We start from the raw sequence: 19,476 nt of genomic DNA, 5'->3' as shown, positions 1-19,476 counted from the left end.
TAACCGGGTTGTGACTCAGTTAGCCGAAGCCGTCTCGCGGTTCTCGCGGCGCTCCTTGATCTTGGCCTTCTTGCCGCGCAGGTCGCGCAGGTAGTACAGCTTCGCGCGCCGCACGTCACCGCGCTTGTGGACCTCGACCTCGGCCACGTTCGGCGAGTGCACCGGGAAGGTGCGCTCCACGCCGACGCCGAAGGAGACCTTGCGAACGGTGAAGGTCTCCCGGATGCCACCGCCCTGACGGCGGATCACGACGCCCTGGAAGACCTGGTTGCGCTCACGGTTGCCCTCGATGACGCGGACGTGCACCTTGAGCGTGTCGCCCGGGCGGAAGGCCGGGATGTCGGAACGCAGTGACTGCTTGTCCAGCGCGTCCAGGGTGTTCATCGGTGGTCCGTCCTCGTCTTCGTATGGCTTGCGTACACGTCCCGGGCGCGCAGCGGTGCCGCTGCGGGCGACCCAGGGGGACAAATGGCGGGCTTGATTCGTGGCCGCGCCACCGGTCAAGTTTACAGACCGGGCTTCCGGCGGGAGAACCGCCCCTAGGGCTGCTCGGGCTCCAAGCCCTCCAGGACCCCGCGATCGTGCTTGTCGAGGCTGCCTTCCGGCAGCCGCGCCAGAAGATCCGGGCGGCGGTGGGCGGTGCGCTCCAGGGCCTGGTCGCGCCGCCAGCGGTCGATCAGGGCGTGGTTCCCGGACCGCAGCACGTCGGGCACGGACAGCTCCCGCCACACCTCGGGGCGCGTGTAGCTGGGCCCTTCGAGGAGGCCGTCGGAGAACGAGTCCTCCTCGGCCGAGCGGGCGTTGCCGAGCACGCCGGGCAGCAGCCGGACGACGGCCTCGACCATGACGAGCACCGCCGCCTCGCCGCCGACCAGGACGTAGTCGCCGATCGACACCTCGTCGACCGGCATCCGGCGGGCGGCGTCGTCGACGACGCGCTGGTCGATGCCCTCGTACCGCCCGCAGGCGAAGACCAGGTGCTTTTCCGCGGCGTAGGCGTGGGCCAGCTCCTGGGTGAACGGCCGCCCGGCCGGCGTCGGCACGACGAGCCGGGTCTCCGGGCGGCAGACGTCGTCCAGCGCCGGGCCCCAGATCTGCGGCTTCATGACCATGCCGGGCCCGCCGCCGTACGGCGCGTCGTCGACCGCGCGGTGCACGTCGTGGGTCCAGTCGCGCAGGTCGTGCACGCCGACCTCGATCAGGCCGCGGTCGATCGCCCGGCCCAGCAGCGCGGCGCGCAGCGGGTCGAGGTATTCGGGGAAGATCGTGACGACGTCGATGCGCATCTCAGGCGTCCAGGAGCCCTTCCGGGGGATCGAGCACGACCCGGCCGCCCGCGATGTCCACCGTGGGGACGATCGCGCGGACGAAGGGCACCAGCACCTCGCGGCCCTCGACGTCGAGTTCCAGCAGCTCGCCCGCGGGCGAGTGGACGATCTCGACGACCTTGCCGAGGACCGTGCCGTCGGCCAGCTCGGCCCGCAGGCCGGCCAGCTCGTGGTCGTAGAACTCGTCGGGGTCGCCGGTCGGCGGCAGCGTTTCGGTGTCGGCGAGCAGGAGGGCGCCCCGCAGCGTCTCGGCGACGTCGCGGGTCAGGACCTCCTCGAAACGCACCAGCAGCCGCCCGCTGTGTTCGCGGGCGGCTGCGATGGTGAGTTCCCTTTTGCTGCCGTCACGCAGCTTGGTCGTCACGGCCGCACCGATCCGGAACCGCTGGTCCGGCGAGTCCGTGCGCACGTCCACCGCGAGCTCCCCGCGGATTCCGTGCGCTTTGGCGATGCGACCGACTACGACGTCCATGACCGTTTCCGAGACAGGCTTCAGCGGTCGGTGTCGACGACGTCCACGCGGACGCCGCGGCCACCGATGCCGCCCATGACGGTGCGCAGGGCGGTCGCCGTGCGACCACCCCGGCCGATCACCTTGCCGAGGTCGTCGGGGTGCACGTGCACCTCGAGCGTCCGGCCACGGCGCGTGGTCAGCAGCTCGACCCGGACCTCGTCCGGGTTGTCGACGATCCCGCGCACCAGGTGCTCGAGGGAGTCAGCCAGAAAGCTCACTCGGCCTTCTCACCCTCGGTGGCTTCGGCCTTCTCGGCCTCGGCCTTCTTGGGGGCGGACTTCTTCTTCGGCGTGGTGGCCTCGGTGGAGGGCTCCTCGCCGGCGGCGGCCAGGGCCGCGTTGAACAGGTCCTGCTTGGACGGCTTCGGCTCGGCCACCTTCAGGGTGCCCTCGGCGCCCGGCAGGCCCTTGAACTTCTGCCAGTCACCGGTGATCTCGAGCAGGCGCTGGACCGGCTCGGTCGGCTGCGCGCCGACACCCAGCCAGTACTGGGCGCGCTCGGAGACGACCTCGATGAGGCTCGGCTCTTCCTTCGGGTGGTACTTGCCGATCGTCTCGATGGCCTTGCCGTCCCGGCGGGTGCGCGCGTCGGCGACGATGATGCGGTAGTACGGCGCACGGATCTTGCCGAGGCGCTGCAGCTTGATCTTGACGGCCACGGGTGTGGGTTCTCCTCGAATCTCTCTGGTGCTGGGCTGGGCGCACGCGGGCCGAGTGGGGACACGGTCGCGGGCACCCGAAGGTCAGGAGCTTTCGCACGGTGAGAGGGTCCGGCGGAAGCAGGCAGTGTGCCATTCTGCCAGACGGCCCCCGCGCACCGGGAAAGAGGCTCAGAAAGAGGCCACCCCGAGCGCCCCGAGCAGGATGGTGAGCGCCGGCAGGAAGTTGTTCACCTGGTGCGCGACGATACTGCCCGGCAGCCGTCCGGTGACCAGCCGGGCCAGGCCGATCGGCACCGCGATGACCAGCAGCAACGTCGTGCGCAGCGGCTCGAGGTGGCTCGCCGCGAACACCGCCGTGGACAACAGGAACGCCGCCGCGCCCGCCCAGCGCTCGCTGCGCCACTGCAGCTGTTCGGCGGCGCCCCAGAGCAGGCCGCGGTAGATGATCTCTTCGCAGATCGGGCCGAGCAGCCACAGGTAGACGAACATCACGACGGCCGCCGAGACGGACATCTTCCGGTCCTCCACCAGCGCGCTGATCGCCGACGTCGCGTTGGCGTTGCCGACCAGCTGTGTCCAGAGGTAGGCGCCGAGGGTGGTGAAGACGAGCCCGACGCAGCCGAAGCGGAACCCCGTCTTCACGTCGGCCCAGCGCCACTCCAGCCGCAGGTCGGCGACGGGTCCGTTGCCGCGCACGTACGTGATCAGCACGGCGACGCCGGCCGCGATCATCGTCGGCAGCATGGTGCCCAGCAGCACGACCCGGATCGGCAGCGGGCCGGGACCGGTGTCGCCGACGAGCACGGACACGAACGCCGCCGAGGACAGCAACACGGCTTCGACCAGCAGGAACGCCCCGAAGCCCCACCGGTGCCGGCGCGCGGGCGGCAGGAACGCGGTCGCGTCGGGTACCGCGGGCTCGTCGGGGTCGGGGAACGATGCCGCGTCGGGAGCCGGGTCCCGGGGCTGGGAAGTGGTCACGCGTTGCCCTCCGCGATCGTCGGCTCCTGGTCCCGAGCCTAGCCGCCGGAGAGTGATCACACAGTATCCGTCCGACTACTGTCCATCAATCTGCGCAACACGCTCAGTGCGCGACGAACAGCAGGACCGCCGGCGGCAGGTTGTTGGCCGCGTGGGCGATCACCCCGGCGCTCACCCGGCCGGAGAGGTGCCGGGCCAGCCCGATCGCGATGCCCTGGCCGAAGAGGGCGATCGTGCGGGTCGGCTCGCCGTGCAGCTGGGCGAACACGAGCGACGTCAGGATGAGCACCACCCACGGCGGGACCCGGTGGAACTGCAGTGCCTTCCACAACGTGCCGCGGACCAGCAGTTCCTCCGTGATCGGCGCGCCGGCGATGACGATCACCGCGGCGAGCACCAGCCAGACGGTGTCGCCGTCGAAGGTGTCGGCGAGGTCGCTCAGCGGGCTGTCGGAGACGTCGTCGGCGCCGTAGACGGCGATCAGCACCAGGTTGAGGCCGTAGCCGACGACCAGCGCGAGCGCGCCGCAGGCGAGGCCGATCCGGACGTCGCGCCAGGTCGGCTTGAGCCCGAAGTCGGTGCGCAGGCCCTCTCCCCAGTGCCACGAGCCCACCGCCGGGCCGAGGCCGAGCAGCAGGTTGGGCACGAACGCCAGGAGCAGCAGCGGGCCGATGTCGTGCAGCTCGAGGGGGTCGAACTCGCCGACGTTGCGGTTGACCGCGGCGGCGATGACGAGGTTGATCAGGTAGTAGCCGGCGATCCCCGCGAAGAACGCCACGAAACACCAGTGCGCCCCCAGCACGCGCCGTGCGCCGTCGTCGTCCGTCACGGCCCCAACGCTAAAGTGCCGACCCCGCAAGGAAACGGCGGGGGTCTACGCGTACACCACTCCGCCGAGCACGATGTGCGAAGGGTGCCGCAGGACGCCCAGGTCCTCGCGCGGGTCGCTCGCGTAGACGAGCAGGTCGGCGGGTGCGCCGTCGGCGATGCCGGGGTGGCCGAGCCAGTCGCGGGCGGCCCAGGACGCGCTCGCCAGGGCCGCCTCGCGGGTCATGCCCGCGCGGTGCAGCGCCTCGATCTCGTCGACGAGCCGGCCGTGCTCGACCATGCCCCCGGCGTCGCTGCCCGCGAAGACGCGTACGCCCGCTTCGACGGCTGTCGCGACCATCTCGCCGACACCGGCGTGCAGTGCCCGCATGTGCGCCGCGTACGCCGGGTACTTGCCTGCTTTGTCCGCGATGCCCGGGAAGTTCTCGATGTTGATCAGGGTCGGCACCAGTGCGACGTCGTTGCGGGCCAGCTCGGCGAGCTGGCCGGCGCTCAGGCCGGTGCCGTGTTCGAGGCAGTCGATGCCGGCCGCGATCAGCCCCGGCAGCGCGGCTTCGCCGAACACGTGCGCGGTGACGCGGGCGCCGTGGTCGTGCGCGACCTTGACGGCTTCGGCCAGGACGTCGTCCGGCCACAGCGGCGCCAGGTCGCCGACGCCGCGGTCGATCCAGTCGCCGACCAGCTTGACCCAGCCGTCGCCGTCGCGGGCCTGCTCGGCGACGGCGGCCGGCAGCTGCGAGGGGTCGTCGAGCTCGATGCCCAGGCCCGGGATGTAGCGCTTGGTCAGCGCCAGGTGCTGCCCGGCGCGGATGATCGTCGGCAGGTCGGCCCGCTGCTGCAGGGGCCGGACGTCGATCGGCAGGCCGCAGTCGCGGATCAGTAGCGTGCCGGCGGCCCGGTCGGTCAGCGCCTGCTCGGTCGCCTCTTCCAGCGACACGGGCCCGCCGACGCCGATGCCGGGGTGGCAGTGCGCGTCGACGAGGCCGGGCACGAGGAACACGCCCCGGCCGAGCGTCTCGGCGTCCGGCACCGGCTCGAACGAGATCCGGCCGCCGGTGATCCAGAGGTCCCGGGACTCGCCGCCGGGCAGGATCACCCCGGCGGCGTGGAGCGCGGTGCTCAATTGTCCTTGGGGTTCTTCGGCAGCTTGAACTTCGACGGGTCGAAGCCCGGGACGTCGTTCATCCCGCCGAGCTGCGAGAGGTCGGGCATGCCGCCCGGCATCTGACCGCCCGGGGGCAGCATCGGCATGCCGCCGGGGAAGCCGCCGCGGACCTTGGGCTGCGTCGGGCCGCGGCCCTTCTTGCCCTTCTTGCCCTTGCGCGTCTTGGAGCCGCCCCCGCCGCCGAAGCCGAACCGGCCGGCCATCTGGGCCATCATCTTGCGGGCCTCGAAGAACCGGTTGACCAGGTCGTTGACCTCGCGCACCGAGACGCCGGAGCCGTTGGCGATGCGCAGCCGGCGCGACCCGTTGATCATCTTCGGGTTGTCGCGCTCGGCGGGCGTCATGCCGCGGATGATCGCCTGCAGCTTGTCCAGGTGCTTGTCGTCGACCTGGGCCAGCTGGTCCTTCATCTGGCCGGCGCCCGGGAGCATGCCGAGCAGGTTGCCGATCGGGCCCATCTTGCGGACTGCGAGCATCTGCTCCAGGAAGTCTTCGAGGGTGAGCTGGCCGCTCGACAGCTTCGCCGCGGCCTGCTCGGCCTGGTCCTGGTCGAAGGCCTGCTCGGCCTGCTCGATCAGGGTCAGGACGTCACCCATGCCGAGGATCCGCGACGCCATCCGGTCCGGGTGGAAGGTGTCGAAGTCCTCGAGCTTTTCGCCGTTGGAGGCGAAGAGGATCGGCTGGCCGGTGACCTCGCGGACGGAGAGCGCGGCACCACCGCGGGCGTCGCCGTCGAGCTTCGTGAGCACGACGCCGGTGAAGCCGACGCCGTCGCGGAACGCCTCGGCCGTGGTCACGGCGTCCTGGCCGATCATCGCGTCGACGACGAACAGGGTCTCGTCCGGCTGCACGGCGTCGCGGATGTCCGCGGCCTGCTTCATCAGCTCTTCGTCGACGCCCAAGCGGCCGGCGGTGTCGACCACGACGACGTCGTGCTGCGCGTGCTTCGCCTCGGCGATGGCGCGGCGGGCTACGTCGACCGGGTCGCCGACGCCGTTGCCCGGCTCGGGCGCGAAGGTGACGACGCCGGCGCGCTCGCCGACGACCTGCAGCTGCGTGACGGCGTTCGGGCGCTGGAGGTCGCAGGCGACCAGCATCGGCGCGTGGCCCTGCTTCTTCAGCCACAGCGCGAGCTTGCCGGCGAGCGTCGTCTTACCGGCGCCCTGGAGGCCGGCGAGCATGATCACCGTCGGCGGGTTCTTCGCCAGGTTCAGCCGGCGCGTCTCGCCGCCGAGGATGCCGACGAGCTCCTCGTTGACGATCTTGACGACCTGCTGCGCGGGGTTGAGCGCCTGGGAGACCTCGGCACCCTTCGCCCGGTCCTTGATCCTCGCGATGAAGGTCTTGACCACGCCGAGGGCGACGTCGGCCTCCAGCAGCGCGATGCGGATCTCGCGCGCGGTGGCGTCGATGTCGGCGTCGGACAGCCTGCCCTTGCGCGTGAGCGTCTGCAGGGCGGCGGTGAGCCGATCGGAGAGGGTGTCGAACACGGGTGTGCACGCTCCAGCTGGGTCGAGAGTGGCGCGCCGGACGAGGCCGGCCCTCCCGAGGGTAGTCGCTCCGGCTCCCCCGCCTCACGGGTACGCGAAGGTCGCGCACGCGATCAGTACACATAGACGTACTACTCCGCGCGCGAGAAACGGTAAAAGTGGCTTTACCTGGGGAAAACCGCTGGCGCGCATCCTGAGAATCAGTAAACATGCGTGTATGACTTCCGCGACCAGACCCCGGCCGTCGCTCGCCGAACCGGCCGCCGACGCCGACGAACCGGTCCCCCTCCGGCGGATCGCCGGCCTGTTCCGCCCGCACCGCCGGCCCCTCGCCGCGCTGTTCGCGCTGATCGTGCTGCAGGCCGGCCTCGGCGTCGTCTCGCCGTTCCTGCTGCGCGAGATCCTCGACGACGCCCTCCCGCACCGCGACACGCTCCTGATCAGCCTCCTGGCCGCGGGGATGATCGTCTGCGCGGTCGGCAGCGGCTCCCTCGGCGTGGCCACGACCGGGCTGTCCAACACCATCGGCCAGCGGGTGATGAACGAGCTGCGCGTCACCGTCTACGGCCACCTGCAGCGGATGTCGCTGGGCTTCTTCACCCGGACGAAGAGCGGCGAAGTGCTCTCGCGGGTGTTCAACGACATCGGCGGCGTCGACAACGTCATCACCACCACCGCCGGCTCGGTGGTGCAGAACGCGACCACGACGATCGCCATCACCGTCGCCCTGATCGTGCTCGACTGGCAGCTCGCGGCGCTCTCGCTGATCGTCGTCCCGCTGTTCCTGCTGTTCACGCTCCGGCTGGGCAAGAAGCGGCGGACGCTGGCCCGCGGCCGGACCCGGCGGATGGCCCGGCTGACGACGATGGTCGAGGAGTCCCTGTCGGTCACCGGCGTGCTGCTCGCCAAGACGATGGGCAACGAACGGGCGATGCGCGAGCGCTTCGGCGCCGAGTCCCGGGAGATCGCGTCGCTGGAACGCGCGGCGGCGCTGGCCGGACGCTGGCAGATCGCGTCGCGCGGGATGAGCCTGACCGTCATCCCCGCGCTCGTCTACTGGATCGCCGGGCTGGCACTGGCGGGCGGCGCGTCGCCGATCTCGCTCGGCACGGTCGTGGCGTTCACCAGCATGCTCAACCGGCTGGTCGCGCCGGCCAGCGCGATGCAGACGATCGGGCAGAACGTCGCGACGTCGAAGGCGCTGTTCGGGCGCATCTTCGAGGTGCTGGACCTGCCGGTCGAGATCAGCGACAAGCCGGGCGCGGGCACCCTGGACGTGCGGCGCGGCGACGTCTCCCTGCGCGGGGTCTCGTTCCGCTACGACGAGGACGGCCCGCTGACGTTGAAGGACATCGACCTCGACGTCCCGGCCGGGACCACGGCCGCGCTCGTCGGGTCGACCGGTTCGGGCAAGACGACGCTCGCGTACCTGGTGGCGCGGCTGTACGAGGTGAGCGGCGGGTCCGTCGAGATCGACGGCACCGACATCCGCGACGTGACCCTGGCGTCGCTCGCGGCGGGTGTCGGGATGGTGTCGCAGGAGACCTACCTGTTCCACGACACCGTCCGCGAGAACCTGCGCTTCGCGCGGCCGGACGCGACCGACGAGGAGATCGAGGCGGCGGCCAAGGCCGCGCACATCCACGACACGCTGGCCGGGCTGCCCGAGGGCTACGACACGGTGGTCGGCCAGCGCGGCTACCGGTTCTCCGGCGGCGAGAAGCAGCGGATGGCGATCGCGCGGATCCTGCTGCGCAACCCGCCGGTGCTCATCCTCGACGAGGCGACCAGCGCGCTCGACACCCGCACGGAACGCTCGGTGCAGGCCGAGCTCGACCGGCTCGCCGCGGGCCGCACGACGCTGACGATCGCGCACCGGCTGTCCACTGTGGAGCACGCCGACCAGATCGTGGTGCTGCACGAGGGCCGGATCGTGGAACGCGGGACGCACGACGAGCTGCTGGCGCGCGACGGGCGTTATGCCCGGCTGGTCCGGGGAACCGCCTAACCTGGGGCCATGCAGCCCGAACCCGACGCCCTCGGCCGAGTCACCTTGCAGGTCAGCGAGGACGCCGAGCTCGCCGACCTGGCCCACCGGGTGCGCGAGGGCGTCGGGCGGCTGAACTGGCGGATGCGCGCGGAGCGGGACCTCAACGGCCCGGGCCCGGCGGTGCTGGCGGTGCTGAGCCGGCTTTACCGGGCGGGCACGCACACGCCGACCGAGCTGGCCGAAGCCGAACGGCTGCAGCCGCAGTCGCTGACCCGGATCCTCGCGTGGGTGACCGAACGCGAGCTGGTGACGCGTTCGCCGGACCCGGCGGACGGGCGCCGTTCGCTGGTGAGCATCACGCCGGCGGGGCTGACGGTGCTGCGCGAGTACAGCGCCCGCCGGGAGCGCTGGCTGGCCGGCGCGATCGAGGCGACGTTGTCACCGACCGAACGTCAGCTGCTGAAACTGGCTTCGGAGCTGCTGCTCCGGGTCGCGGACGCCTGAAAGCCGCCGCGGAGACCCCTCGATCCCTCCACGGCGGCTCCGGGCCACTCCCCTCTGCCGCTCCGCCTCCCCGCGGTGCGGCACGGGTTCCGGGAACGGGCCGCTCCTCCGTCGGCCCGCCCCGGAACCCTGGTGCCCGGACGGCTCACCTCCCCAGGGGCCGTCCGGTTCCCTCCCCCTTCGCCAGCGATCCGGTATCCGCTGACAGGACGAAGTCTGCCGCTCCGGAGCACCCGGCCAGCAGTGGGAGAACCCTCAATTACCCGTGGGTAGTACTACTCAGGACGTCTTCGTGCGCCCGCGAGTAGCGGCGCGCTTCGCCGTCGTACGCGCCTTCGCCGCCCTCGACGCGGCAGCCTTGGCCTTCGCGACGGCCGCACTGCGCGCGTCCTCGGCTTCGGACGCCGACTCCTGCAGGGCCGCCAGCAGCCGCGTGACGCCCTCCGCCTGCTCCGCGGCCGTCGGCTGGACGACCTCGGCGCCGTCGATCTTCGCCTGGACCAACGCCTGGAACGCCTCGCGGTAACGGTCGGGGTAGCGGCCGGGGTCGAACTCGCCGGTCAGCTCCTCGACGAGGTTCACCGCGCGCCGCAGCTCGCCGGGGCGGATGTCGACGTCGGCGTGCCGGAACGGGAAGTCGGGCGTGCGGACCTCGTCCGGCCACAGCATCGTCTCCAGCACGATCACCTGGTCGCGCACGCGCAGCGCACCGAGCGTCTCGCGGCGGCGCAGCGCGACGGTGACCAGCGCGATCCGCCCGGACTGCTGCAGGGCCTCGCTGAACAGCACGTACGGCTTCGTGCCCGCCGGCTCCGGCTCGAGGTAGTAGCTCTTCGCGAACCAGATCGGGTCGACGTCGGCCAGCGGCGCGAAGCCGCGGATGGCGATCGTGCGGCCGGGCATCGGGAGCGACGCGAGCTCGTGGTCCGACAGCAGCACGACGTCGCCGCCCGGGACGGTGTAGCCGCGGACCATCTGCTCGGGCGGCACCTCGGCGCCGTCGACCTCGCACACCCGCTTCACCCGGACGCGCCCGCCGTCGGCCTCGTGCACCTGGTGCAACGGGATCTCGCGGTCCTCGGTCGCGCTGTACGCCTTCACCGGGATGGCGTAGCTGCCGAACCCGATCGTGCCCATCCACATCGCGCGCATGCGAGCCACCTCCGCAGCTCCCAGGCTAGACAGGCGCCCACGCGCCCCGACAGCTACAAACGGGTGTCAGGCGCGACGGATTCGCTCACACATTCGAACGACGGCGTGACCTCGTCGAGTGCTTCGGCCGCGCAGCGGGCCGCGATGGCCGCCTCGCGCAGCACCTCGGCGACGACCTCGACGTCCGGCGGCGGGGCCGCGGCGAGGGCGTCCGCACCGCCTTCGACGCGGGCGGCGAGGCCGGCGAGCGCGTGGGAGATGGCTTCCTGGCTGGCGATCAGGTGCGCGACGACGTCGGTGAGCTCGCCGGTCGTGGCGCCCGGACCGCCGCAGCGCAGGCCGGCGGCGAGCTCTTCGGCGCAGGAGCGCAGGTGAGTGGCGACGACCGTCGGCGGCAGCGTCAGGTCCTGCATCGCTCACCCCCTCAGGCCGGTCAGACCCGCCATCGTGCCACCGCACGGCCTGTCATCGGAGGCGACACACCGCGGGGCACTTATTTGACCGAACGTTCTCGATACGACTAGGGTTTCGATCATGTCCCGGGTCAAGGAGTTCGACGTCGACGAAGCCTGCGACGCCGCGCTCGCGCTCTTCCGGCGTCAGGGCTACGAAGCGACGTCGGTCAGCGACCTCGTCGCGCACCTCGGCGTCGCGAAGGCGAGTCTGTACGCCACCTTCGGCACGAAGCACGACTTCTACGTGACGGCGTTGAAGCGCTACGCTGAGCGGACCGACACCCGCGTGATGACCGAGCTGTCGAAGCCGGGCTCAGGGGTGGCCGCGGTGCGACGGCTCCTCGACGGTTATGTCGCGGACATCCTGGACGAAGACGGGCCCGTCGGCTGCTTCGTCGTCAACGCGGCGATCGAGCTGCTCCCCCGCGATCCGGCGGTCGCCCGGATCGTGGAGCGCAGCTGGGACACCCTCGAAGTCGCCCTGACCATGGCGCTCGAACGCGCTCGGTCCCAGGGCGAACTCGCCGACGACAGCGACCCGGCGACGCTCTCGCGTTTCCTGCTCACCGTGCTCCAGGGACTGCGCGTCCTGGGCAAGGGCACGGACGCGGCGAGCCGGCTGCACGCGGCCGTCTCGCAGGCGATGCGCGTACTCATTCGAGACTGATCAGACCAGAAAGAAGGCAGACATGGGGGCACGGTTCGCAGGCAAGGTCGTCCTGGTGACGGGCGGCGGCTCGGGCATCGGGCTGGCGACGGCGCAGGCGTTCGCGGCGGAAGGCGCGACGGTCGCCGTCGCGGGCCGGGACGAGCAGCGGCTCGCGTCCGCGGTGAAGGAAATCGGGGGCGCGGCGAGCGCGGTGACGGTGGACGTCACCGACTCGGCGGACGTGGCGCGGATGGTCGCCACGGTCGTCGAGCGGCACGGCGGGCTGGACGTCGCGGTCAACAACGCGGGCATCCTCGGGTCGCCGGCGCCGGCGGCGGACCTCGACGAGGACGCCTTCGGCGCGGTGATCGGCACGAACCTCACCGGCACCTGGCTGTGCCTGAAGCACGAGGTCGCGCACATGCGGGCGCACGGCGGCGGCGCGATCGTCACGATCGCGTCGAACATCGGCGCGCACGGCAGGCTGCCGAACATGGCGGCCTACGCGGCGTCGAAGGCCGCGGTGAGCGCGCTGACCCGCACGGCGGCGCGCGACCACATCGCCGACGGCGTCCGCATCAACGCGGTCAGCCCGGGGGCGACCGCCACGGACATGTCGCTGCGCCCCGGCGAGACGGACGCGGACCGCGCCGCACGGCTGAAGGGCGCGATCCCGCTGGGCCGGGTGGGGGCCACCGCCGAAGTGGCCGCCGCGGTGCTGTGGCTGGCTTCGGACGAAGCGGCCTTCACCGTGGGGCACGACCTGGTGGTCGACGGCGGCGCGACCGCCTGAGCGGCCCCACCCGGGCCCGCGGGTACTGGGCAGGCCGGAGCTCCTCCGGCGGGCGTTCACGATTCACGGTTGCGCATGGTGACGTTTCCCCTCTCGTGGTGAGCGGACGGGTGTTCGGCGGGGTCAGGACTCGCGGTTGCGCACGGCGCGTCTCCTTCCGGACGTCGGGGCAGGTGGGCGTGGGTTCAGGACTCGCGATTGCGCACGGGGCTCTCCTCTCGCGCGTGGCGGACGGGTGGGCTTCGCTTCAGGACTCGCGGTTGCGCACGGCGCTTTCCTCACGCACGTAGTGGCAGGTCAGCGCTGGTTCAGGACTCGCGGTTACGCACTTGGCTCTCCTCTCTCGCGCGTGGACGGGTGAGCGTGGGTTCAGGACTCGCGGTTGCGCACTTGGCTCTCCTCTCGCGCGCGTGGACGGGTGGGCGTGGGTTCAGGACTCGCGGTTGCGCACGGCACGTCTCCTCTCGGGTGTTCCGGCGGGACTTCGGCGGCTCAGGACTCGCGGTTGCGCATGACGGCCTCCCTTCGCTGCTCCGAACGTGTGGCAATCGTCGATCGCGGTCGCCCGATGTGGTGAAGTGGACGCGGATCGTCGGATCACCCAGGGGAGTTGCACCCGCCTTGAGTATGGACGGCGCCCGTCCGGCCGAACCCCGCGTGGGCCGGATCCGTGGGGCGCTGAACCCTGCTCGCTGGACGCTCTGGCAGCAGCGCGGATCGCTGATCTTCTACTGCTTCCTCGTCGAGTCCATAGCGCTCGTGGCCACCATCTGGACCGCCGCGGTGGTGCCCGTCCACGCCTGGGATTTGGTCGTCTTCGGCGTCCTCGCCGGCCTCGGTGTGCTGCAAGCGGAGCTCGGCCGGCAGATCGAGCGCGTCCGGCGGCTGGTGTCCGACACCCCGCACATCAACCTGACGTCGGTCTGGACGTTCGCCGGCGTGCTGCTCCTGCCGCCCGCGCTCGTGACGGCCCTGATCGCCGTCCTGTACCTGCACCTGGCCACGCGCAGCCTCGCGCGGATGAAGCGCGTCCCGCCGTTCCGGACCACGCTGAACGCGACGCTGGTCGTGGTCACCTGCTACTCGGCCGAGTTCGTGCTCGCCCGGCTCGGCGTCGGCGACATGTACTCCGCGCTGACGTCGGGCTGGCGCGGCGTCACGGCCATCGCGCTGGCCGCGGTGACGTACTTCCTGGTCTCGGCGATCACGATCGTCCCGGCGCTGACGATCACCAAGCGCACGATCAAGGCGTTCTTCGGCGGTCTCGGCGACAACCTCCTCGAGGTCGCGACGCTCTGCCTGGGCCTGCTCACGGCGTTGACGCTGGCGACGCTGCCCGCGCTCGCCGTCGCGATCGTGCCGCCGCTGCTGGTGCTGCACCGGGCGGTGCTGATCAAGCAGCTGGAGATCGCCGCGACGACCGACGAGAAGACGGGCCTGTTCAACACGACCGGGTGGCATCTGCTCGCTTCGCGCGAACTGGCCCGCGCCCAGCGCAGCTCCCGGAGCACATTCGGCGTGCTGATGATCGACCTGGACTACTTCAAGCTGATCAACGACGCGCACGGTCACCTGGCGGGCGACACGGTGCTGCGCGCGGTTGCGGCGACGATCAAGAGCGCGGTCCGCGACTACGACTCGGTCGGCCGCTTCGGCGGCGAAGAGTTCGTGGTCCTGCTGCCGGACATCGGCCCGGCGGCGGTCCTCACGGTGGCCGAGCGCATCCGGTCGGCGATCGAGTCGCTGAAGGTCGAGTACGAGGACGGCACCCACCTCCGCGTGATCGACGCCCTGTCGGCCTCGATCGGCGTCGCGACGTACCCGGACGGCGGCACGGCCGTCGAGCGGCTGCTGCAGGCTGCCGACAAGGCCCTGTACCGGGCCAAGGACGCGGGCCGCAACCGCGTCGTCGACGGCACCGCCACCGCCTGATCCACTCCCCCATTTCCTGCCCCTGACCTGGCGACTTGTCATTTTTGCTCGGCTGAGCTAAATTTTGCTCATGCGAGCAAGAACCTTCACCGAGTCCGGCAGGCGGGCCCAGATCGTGCGGGCGGCGATCGAAGTGATCGCCGAGGCCGGCTACGCGAAGGCGTCGTTCAGCCGGATCGCGAAGCAGGCGGGCCTGTCGAGCACCGGCATGATCAGCTACCACTTCGCGGGCAAGGACGACCTGCTCGCGGCGTGCGTCACCGAGATCGAGCTGGTCACCGGGGCGTTCATGCAGCCGCGCATCGACGCCGCCGTCGGCCACGTCGCGCAGCTGCGCGCCTACGTCGAATCGAACGTCGAACTCGTCGGCGAGCACCCGGCCGAAGTCCGCGCGCTGATCGACCTGGTGAAGAACGCCGGCTCGCAGAGCGCCGGCGTCAACGGACGGCTCGCGCTGTTCGAAGAGCACTTCCGCACCGGGCAGGCAGCGGGCGCGTTCGGCCCGCTCGATGCCCGGACCACGGCGCTCGCCTTCACCTCCGGCCTCGACGCCGTCGTCGCGACGGCGGCCGCGGCCGGGCTGGAACCCGCCGAGCTCGCGCGCATCGGCCGTGAGCTCGCCGACCTCTACGTGCGGGCGACCGCACCCGAATCCACTGGGGAACACGGATGATGATCGAAGAGAAGACCGAACCCGACGCCGGCCTGCGCCGGCTGGTCCGCGCGAACGTGCTGAACGTCGTGTTCGAAGTGATCGTGCCGATGGCGCTGTTCTACGGCCTGCGCGCGGCCGGCGTGAGCCAGTGGTGGGCGCTGATGGCCGGCGTCCTGGTGGCCGCGCCGTACGTCGTGTGGACGATCGTGCGCAACCGCCGGGTCGACCTGGTCGCCCTGGTCACGCTGAGCGTCCTGGTGCTGTCGGTCGTGCTCGGCCTGCTCTCGGACGACCCGCGCACGCTGGTGATCCGCGAAGGGTGGACAGCGGCGCTGGGTGGCGTGTTCGGCGCGTGGATGCTGGTTTCGGTGTTCATCGGCCGGCCGGCGCAGCTGACGCTGGGCCGCACGATCGCCGAGGTCAAGCGCGGTGCCGAAGGGGCGGACGCGTGGGTGGGCCGCTGGGACACCGACGCCCGGTTCCGCCGCGGCCTGCGGATCAACACGGCCGCCTGGGGCTCGGTGCTGCTGGCCGGTGCGGTGCTGCACATCGTGCTCGTCTACACGCTGCCGATCGACCTGATCGCGCTGGTCACCAACGTGGCGTGGTTCGGCGCGCTGGCCGTCCTGCTCGTCTGGCACCTCTGGTACCTCAAGAAGGAGAACCTCGATGCCTGACGTCCTCGTGGCGGGCGCCGGGCCCACCGGCCTGCTGACCGCGTTCGAACTGGAGCGCGCCGGGCTCGAGGTGCTGGTCCTGGAACGCGACGCCGAGCCCACGACGCAGTCGAAGGCCCTCGGCCTGCAGCCCCGCTCGGTCGAGGTGCTGGCCGACCGCGGCCTGCTCGCCGCGATCGAGCCCCACGTGCAGGCGAAGCTGCCCGGAGGGCACTTCTCGGGCCTCCCGATCGACTACACCGACCTGCCGACGCGATTCCCGTACCAGCTCGGCGTGGAACAGGTCCACGTCGCAGCGGCGATCGAGGCACGGCTGCGGACCCCGGTGCTGCGCGACGCGGCCGTCACCGCCGTGACCCAGGACGACGACGGCGTGATGGTCACAGCGGGTGGACGTACTCACCGGGCCGGGTGGCTCGTCGCCGCCGATGGCGGGCACAGCACGGTGCGCACGCTCCTGGGTGCCGCGTTTCCCGGCAGCCCGGCGCGGATCTCGCTGGTCGTCGCCGACCTCACCTTGTCCGCCAAGCCCGCCGGCCTGGCCGACGCGTGGACGCTGCCGTCGTCGGGGTCGGGGTACCTGCTGCCGCTGTCCGGCGGCCGCTACCGCACGATCGTCTTCGGCGAAGAGCAGCAGCGGCTGGGTCGCGACGAGCCGGTCACGCGCGACGAGCTGCAGCGGGCCTTGACCTCCGCGCACGGCCCGGAGATCGAGGTGGGCGAGGTGCGGTGGGCGTCACGCTTCGGCGACGCTGCCCGGCAGCTCGAGCGCTACCGCCACGGCCGGGTGCTGTTCGCCGGCGACGCCGCGCACGTCCACCTCCCGGTCGGCGGCCAGGGACTCAACCTGGGCCTGCAGGACGCGGTGAACCTCGGCTGGAAGCTGGCCGCGACGGTCCGCGGCACGGCGCCGGAGAGCCTGCTCGACAGCTACCACGCCGAGCGTCACCCGATCGCCGCCCGCGTGCTGGTCAGCACCCGCGCCCAGGGAGCGCTCGGGGTGCCCGTCCCGGACGCGGCGGCCGTGCGGGAGGTCGTCACGGGGCTGCTGGCCGTCCCCGAGGCGCGCCGTGCCCTCGCCGCGGAGCTCTCGGGCCTCGGGGTGAGCTACCCGGGGGTGTCCGGTCGCGCCGAGGTGCCGGCCGCACCCGACGGCCGCGCCGTGCTGACCGGTGCTGCGCTCCCCGAGGGATGGGCCGACCGGGTCGAGCCGCGGTCCGGCGCCGAGCCGCAGCTCGTCCGGCCGGACGGCTACGTGGTGTGGGCCGGTGGCCCGGGTTTGGAGAACGCCCTGCACCGCTGGTTCGGTCACCCTGCCGCCGTGGCCCTGCACCGGTGATCAAGCTTGCCCGAGCCAAGGGGTGGCTCGGGCAAGCTCACTCACGAAGCGGCGGCCAAGATCGCCTGCTCCACCTCACGCCGCCAGCCCGGCTCGATGCGGCCGCCGCGGGGCGTGACCGCGAACGAGTCCACCACCGCCCCGCCCAGCGTCGACACCTTCGCCCAGCGGACCTCCGCGTCGCAGCGGCGCAACGCCCCGGCGACCCGGAACAGCAGGCCGATCCGGTCGGCGGCACGCAGTTCGAGGACCACCGTGTCGGGGCCGCTCGTCTCGTCGTCGAACCAGAGGACCTTCGGCGCGACCGGCGCCGCGTCCGACGAGCCGTAGTCGCGTTCCTTCGCCGCCAGACGCTGCGTGAGCGGGAGGGTTCCGGCGACCGCGCGGGCGAACTGCTCGCGCAGCAGCGTCGCGTCCGGCAGGGAGCCGAACTTCGGGGACGCCGTGAAGATGCCGGCCCGGCCGCCGTCGTGGCCGCGCAGGACCGCCGAGTGCACTTCCAGCGAGTTCAGCGCCAGCACACCCGCCGCCGGCGCCAGGAGCTCCGCGCGGGCCGGCACGGCCAGCAGCACCGTGACGACCTTGCCCTGCGCACTGATCCGGATCTCGCCGGTACCCGAAGCCACAGCCTGGGCGACGAGCTCGCGCTGTTCGGAGTCCATCGGCTCGGGCGCGGTGAAACCCTTGCCGCGCAACACTTCTTCGCACCCGGTGACGAGCTGGGCCAGCAGCCGTGCCTTCCAGTCCGTCCAGACGCCGGGGCCGGTGGCCAGCGAGTCGGCCTGGGTGAGCGCGTGCAGCAGCTCGACCAGGACGAGGTCGCTGTCCAGGGTCTTCACCACGCGCCCGACCGTTTCCGGCTCGCTGATGTCGCGGCGCGTCGCGGTGTGCGGCAGCAGGAGGTGGTGGCGGACCATCGCCGACACCGTCGCCGCGTCCGCCGCGCTCAGCCCGAGCCGCGTCGCGACCTGGAGGGAGATCTTGGCGCCCAGCTCCGAATGGTCGGCGTCGCGGCCCTTGCCGATGTCGTGCAGCAACGCGCCGATCAGCAGCAGGTCCGGCCGCGGCACCGTGGTGGTCAGCTTGGCCGCCTCGACGCAGGTGCGCACGAGGTGCCGGTCGACCGTCCACTGGTGCACCGGCGAACGCGGCGGCAGGTCGCGGACCGCGCCCCACTCGGGGAACAGCCGGGCCCACAGGCCGGTGCGGTCGAGCGACTCGACCGCGTCGACCAGGCCCTCCCCCGCACCCAGCAGCTCGACCAGGGCGTTCAACGCCTCCGGCGGCCACGGCGCCCTCAGCTCCGGCGCCGATTCCGCCAGCGCCTTGAGCGTGCCGAGCGCGATGGGCTTGCCCGTGCGCGCCGACGCCGCGGCGACCCGCAGCAGGAGCGCTGGGTCCTTCGCCGGGACGGCGTCGCGGGCCAGCGCGACCTCGTTCCCGTGCAGGACGACGCCTTCCGCCAGCGGAGTGCGCGACGGCCGTCGTCCGAAGCGCGGCTTCGGTGGCTCCACAGTGGACCGGAGCGCGACGTCCAGCGCGTACGCGATGGTGCGCCCGGCACCGGAAAGCTTGCGGGCCAACGTGAAGCGGTCGCCGAACCCGAGTTCGGCGGCCACCAGCTCCGCCTCCGGCGCGGACAGGATGTCCCGTTCGCGCCGGATCTCCCGCCGCAGCTCGGTGCGGACGTCGAGCAGGAGCTCCTTGGCTTCCAAGAGCTCCTCGCCGGGCCGCGCGGTGAGCTGCGCCGCGGCCAGGGCTTCCAAGACGGCGAAGTCCCGCAGCCCGCCCCGCCCGTGCTTGAGATCGGGTTCGGCGGACTGCGCGATCTCGCCGCTGCGGGTCCAGCGCTGCCGCACCGACGCCGTCATGTCCGGGATCTGCTTGCGCGCGGTGCGGCGCCACTGTTCGCGCGCCGCGGAAACCAGCCGGCCGGTCAGCTCGGCGTCCCCGGACAGGTGCCGGGCGTCGAGCAGTCCCATGGCCGTGCGAAGGTCCTCCGAAGCGACCTTCAATGCTTCGCCGGGCGTGCGGACCGAGTGGTCCAGTCCGACTTTCGCGTCCCACAAGGGATACCAGAGCGCGTCCGCGATCTCGCCGACCTTGCTGTTGCCGTTGTGCACCAGCACCAGGTCGAGATCGGAGAACGGCACCAGCTCCCGGCGGCCGAGCCCGCCCACGGCGACCAGCGCGACACCCGGTTCCGCGGTGTCGACGCCGGCCGCCGAGGCTCCCCTGCCCAGCCAGAACTCGTAGAGGTCGACCAGGGCCGCCCGCAGTGCGGACGCCCCCAGCCTCCCGTGCCTGCCCTCGAGCAAACGCTCGGTGGCCTTGACCAGTTCGCCCCCGTCGGCCATGTCCCG

The 19,476-nt window shown here is 71.9% G+C and carries 20 protein-coding genes; 8 read left to right on the top strand and 12 right to left on the bottom strand.

Annotation, left to right across the window (positions count from 1 at the left end):
• Positions 1-15 precede the first annotated feature (15 nt).
• The 9 genes from rplS to ffh form a co-directional block, all read right to left on the bottom strand.
• On the bottom strand, positions 16-384 hold the full coding sequence (gene rplS / locus QSK39_RS49495; RefSeq protein ID WP_155545319.1) for a 50S ribosomal protein L19: 369 nt from the start codon (positions 382-384) through the stop codon (positions 16-18).
• 155 nt (positions 385-539) lie between these two features.
• On the bottom strand, positions 540-1,286 hold the full coding sequence (gene trmD / locus QSK39_RS49490; protein ID WP_285484797.1) for a tRNA (guanosine(37)-N1)-methyltransferase TrmD: 747 nt from the start codon (positions 1,284-1,286) through the stop codon (positions 540-542).
• A 1-nt stretch (position 1,287) separates the two neighbouring features.
• On the bottom strand, positions 1,288-1,800 hold the full coding sequence (gene rimM / locus QSK39_RS49485; RefSeq protein WP_285484796.1) for a ribosome maturation factor RimM: 513 nt from the start codon (positions 1,798-1,800) through the stop codon (positions 1,288-1,290).
• 20 nt (positions 1,801-1,820) lie between these two features.
• Entirely contained in the window at positions 1,821-2,060 is a 240-nt protein-coding gene (locus QSK39_RS49480) for an RNA-binding protein (RefSeq protein WP_003103110.1), read from the bottom strand.
• Positions 2,057-2,500, bottom strand: a complete 444-nt coding sequence (gene rpsP, locus QSK39_RS49475; RefSeq protein ID WP_155545316.1) for a 30S ribosomal protein S16 — start codon at positions 2,498-2,500, stop codon at positions 2,057-2,059. The genes QSK39_RS49480 and rpsP overlap by 4 nt, the downstream gene beginning before the upstream one ends.
• Before the next feature lie 171 nt (positions 2,501-2,671).
• On the bottom strand, positions 2,672-3,484 hold the full coding sequence (locus tag QSK39_RS49470) for a CPBP family intramembrane glutamic endopeptidase (RefSeq protein WP_285484795.1): 813 nt from the start codon (positions 3,482-3,484) through the stop codon (positions 2,672-2,674).
• A 103-nt stretch (positions 3,485-3,587) separates the two neighbouring features.
• Complete coding sequence (locus QSK39_RS49465) at positions 3,588-4,313, bottom strand: CPBP family intramembrane glutamic endopeptidase (RefSeq protein ID WP_285484794.1); 726 nt, start codon at positions 4,311-4,313, stop codon at positions 3,588-3,590.
• 45 nt (positions 4,314-4,358) lie between these two features.
• Positions 4,359-5,435, bottom strand: coding sequence for an amidohydrolase family protein (locus tag QSK39_RS49460; RefSeq protein ID WP_285484793.1), 1,077 nt, complete (start codon positions 5,433-5,435; stop codon positions 4,359-4,361).
• Complete coding sequence (ffh, locus tag QSK39_RS49455) at positions 5,432-6,967, bottom strand: signal recognition particle protein (RefSeq protein WP_285484792.1); 1,536 nt, start codon at positions 6,965-6,967, stop codon at positions 5,432-5,434. Before ffh ends, QSK39_RS49460 begins: the two co-directional genes overlap by 4 nt.
• A 217-nt stretch (positions 6,968-7,184) precedes the next feature.
• On the opposite strand from ffh, the gene QSK39_RS49450 reads away from it, so the two are divergent.
• Together QSK39_RS49450 and QSK39_RS49445 are read left to right on the top strand one after the other, a co-directional pair.
• Positions 7,185-8,975: an ABC transporter ATP-binding protein gene (locus QSK39_RS49450; RefSeq protein WP_285484791.1), complete on the top strand. Its 1,791-nt coding sequence runs from the start codon at positions 7,185-7,187 to the stop codon at positions 8,973-8,975.
• Positions 8,976-8,984: 9 nt separating this feature from the next.
• Positions 8,985-9,461, top strand: coding sequence for a MarR family winged helix-turn-helix transcriptional regulator (locus tag QSK39_RS49445; protein WP_285484790.1), 477 nt, complete (start codon positions 8,985-8,987; stop codon positions 9,459-9,461).
• A 279-nt stretch (positions 9,462-9,740) separates the two neighbouring features.
• On the opposite strand, the gene ku is transcribed toward QSK39_RS49445, so the two are convergent.
• Both ku and QSK39_RS49435 read right to left on the bottom strand, forming a co-directional pair.
• Complete coding sequence (ku, locus tag QSK39_RS49440; RefSeq protein ID WP_285484789.1) at positions 9,741-10,613, bottom strand: non-homologous end joining protein Ku; 873 nt, start codon at positions 10,611-10,613, stop codon at positions 9,741-9,743.
• A gap of 53 nt (positions 10,614-10,666) precedes the next feature.
• The gene (locus QSK39_RS49435) at positions 10,667-11,026 is read right to left on the bottom strand and encodes a hypothetical protein (protein WP_285484788.1); all 360 of its coding nucleotides are present in this window, start codon (positions 11,024-11,026) and stop codon (positions 10,667-10,669) included.
• A 121-nt stretch (positions 11,027-11,147) separates the two neighbouring features.
• Here QSK39_RS49435 and QSK39_RS49430 point away from each other — a divergent pair, with 121 nt between their 5' ends.
• From QSK39_RS49430 to QSK39_RS49405, 6 genes are all read left to right on the top strand, one after another.
• Entirely contained in the window at positions 11,148-11,735 is a 588-nt protein-coding gene (locus QSK39_RS49430) for a TetR/AcrR family transcriptional regulator (RefSeq protein WP_285484787.1), read from the top strand.
• Positions 11,736-11,757: 22 nt separating this feature from the next.
• The gene (locus QSK39_RS49425; RefSeq protein ID WP_285484786.1) at positions 11,758-12,510 is read left to right on the top strand and encodes an SDR family NAD(P)-dependent oxidoreductase; all 753 of its coding nucleotides are present in this window, start codon (positions 11,758-11,760) and stop codon (positions 12,508-12,510) included.
• Between the two features lie 627 nt (positions 12,511-13,137).
• On the top strand, positions 13,138-14,442 hold the full coding sequence (locus QSK39_RS49420; protein ID WP_285484976.1) for a GGDEF domain-containing protein: 1,305 nt from the start codon (positions 13,138-13,140) through the stop codon (positions 14,440-14,442).
• A 70-nt stretch (positions 14,443-14,512) separates the two neighbouring features.
• Positions 14,513-15,115: a TetR/AcrR family transcriptional regulator gene (locus tag QSK39_RS49415; protein WP_285484785.1), complete on the top strand. Its 603-nt coding sequence runs from the start codon at positions 14,513-14,515 to the stop codon at positions 15,113-15,115.
• Entirely contained in the window at positions 15,112-15,774 is a 663-nt protein-coding gene (locus QSK39_RS49410; protein ID WP_285484784.1) for a VC0807 family protein, read from the top strand. Before QSK39_RS49415 ends, QSK39_RS49410 begins: the two co-directional genes overlap by 4 nt.
• Positions 15,767-17,113, top strand: coding sequence for an FAD-dependent oxidoreductase (locus tag QSK39_RS49405; RefSeq protein WP_285484783.1), 1,347 nt, complete (start codon positions 15,767-15,769; stop codon positions 17,111-17,113). Before QSK39_RS49410 ends, QSK39_RS49405 begins: the two co-directional genes overlap by 8 nt.
• Before the next feature lie 41 nt (positions 17,114-17,154).
• Here QSK39_RS49405 and QSK39_RS49400 read toward each other — a convergent pair whose 3' ends face one another.
• Entirely contained in the window at positions 17,155-19,470 is a 2,316-nt protein-coding gene (locus tag QSK39_RS49400) for a [protein-PII] uridylyltransferase (protein ID WP_285484782.1), read from the bottom strand.
• Positions 19,471-19,476 lie beyond the last annotated feature (6 nt).

Source organism: Amycolatopsis sp. NBRC 101858 (assembly GCF_030269325.1).
GTDB lineage: Bacteria > Actinomycetota > Actinomycetes > Mycobacteriales > Pseudonocardiaceae > Amycolatopsis > Amycolatopsis ponsaeliensis.
This window is presented reverse-complemented; position numbering and strand designations above follow the sequence as displayed.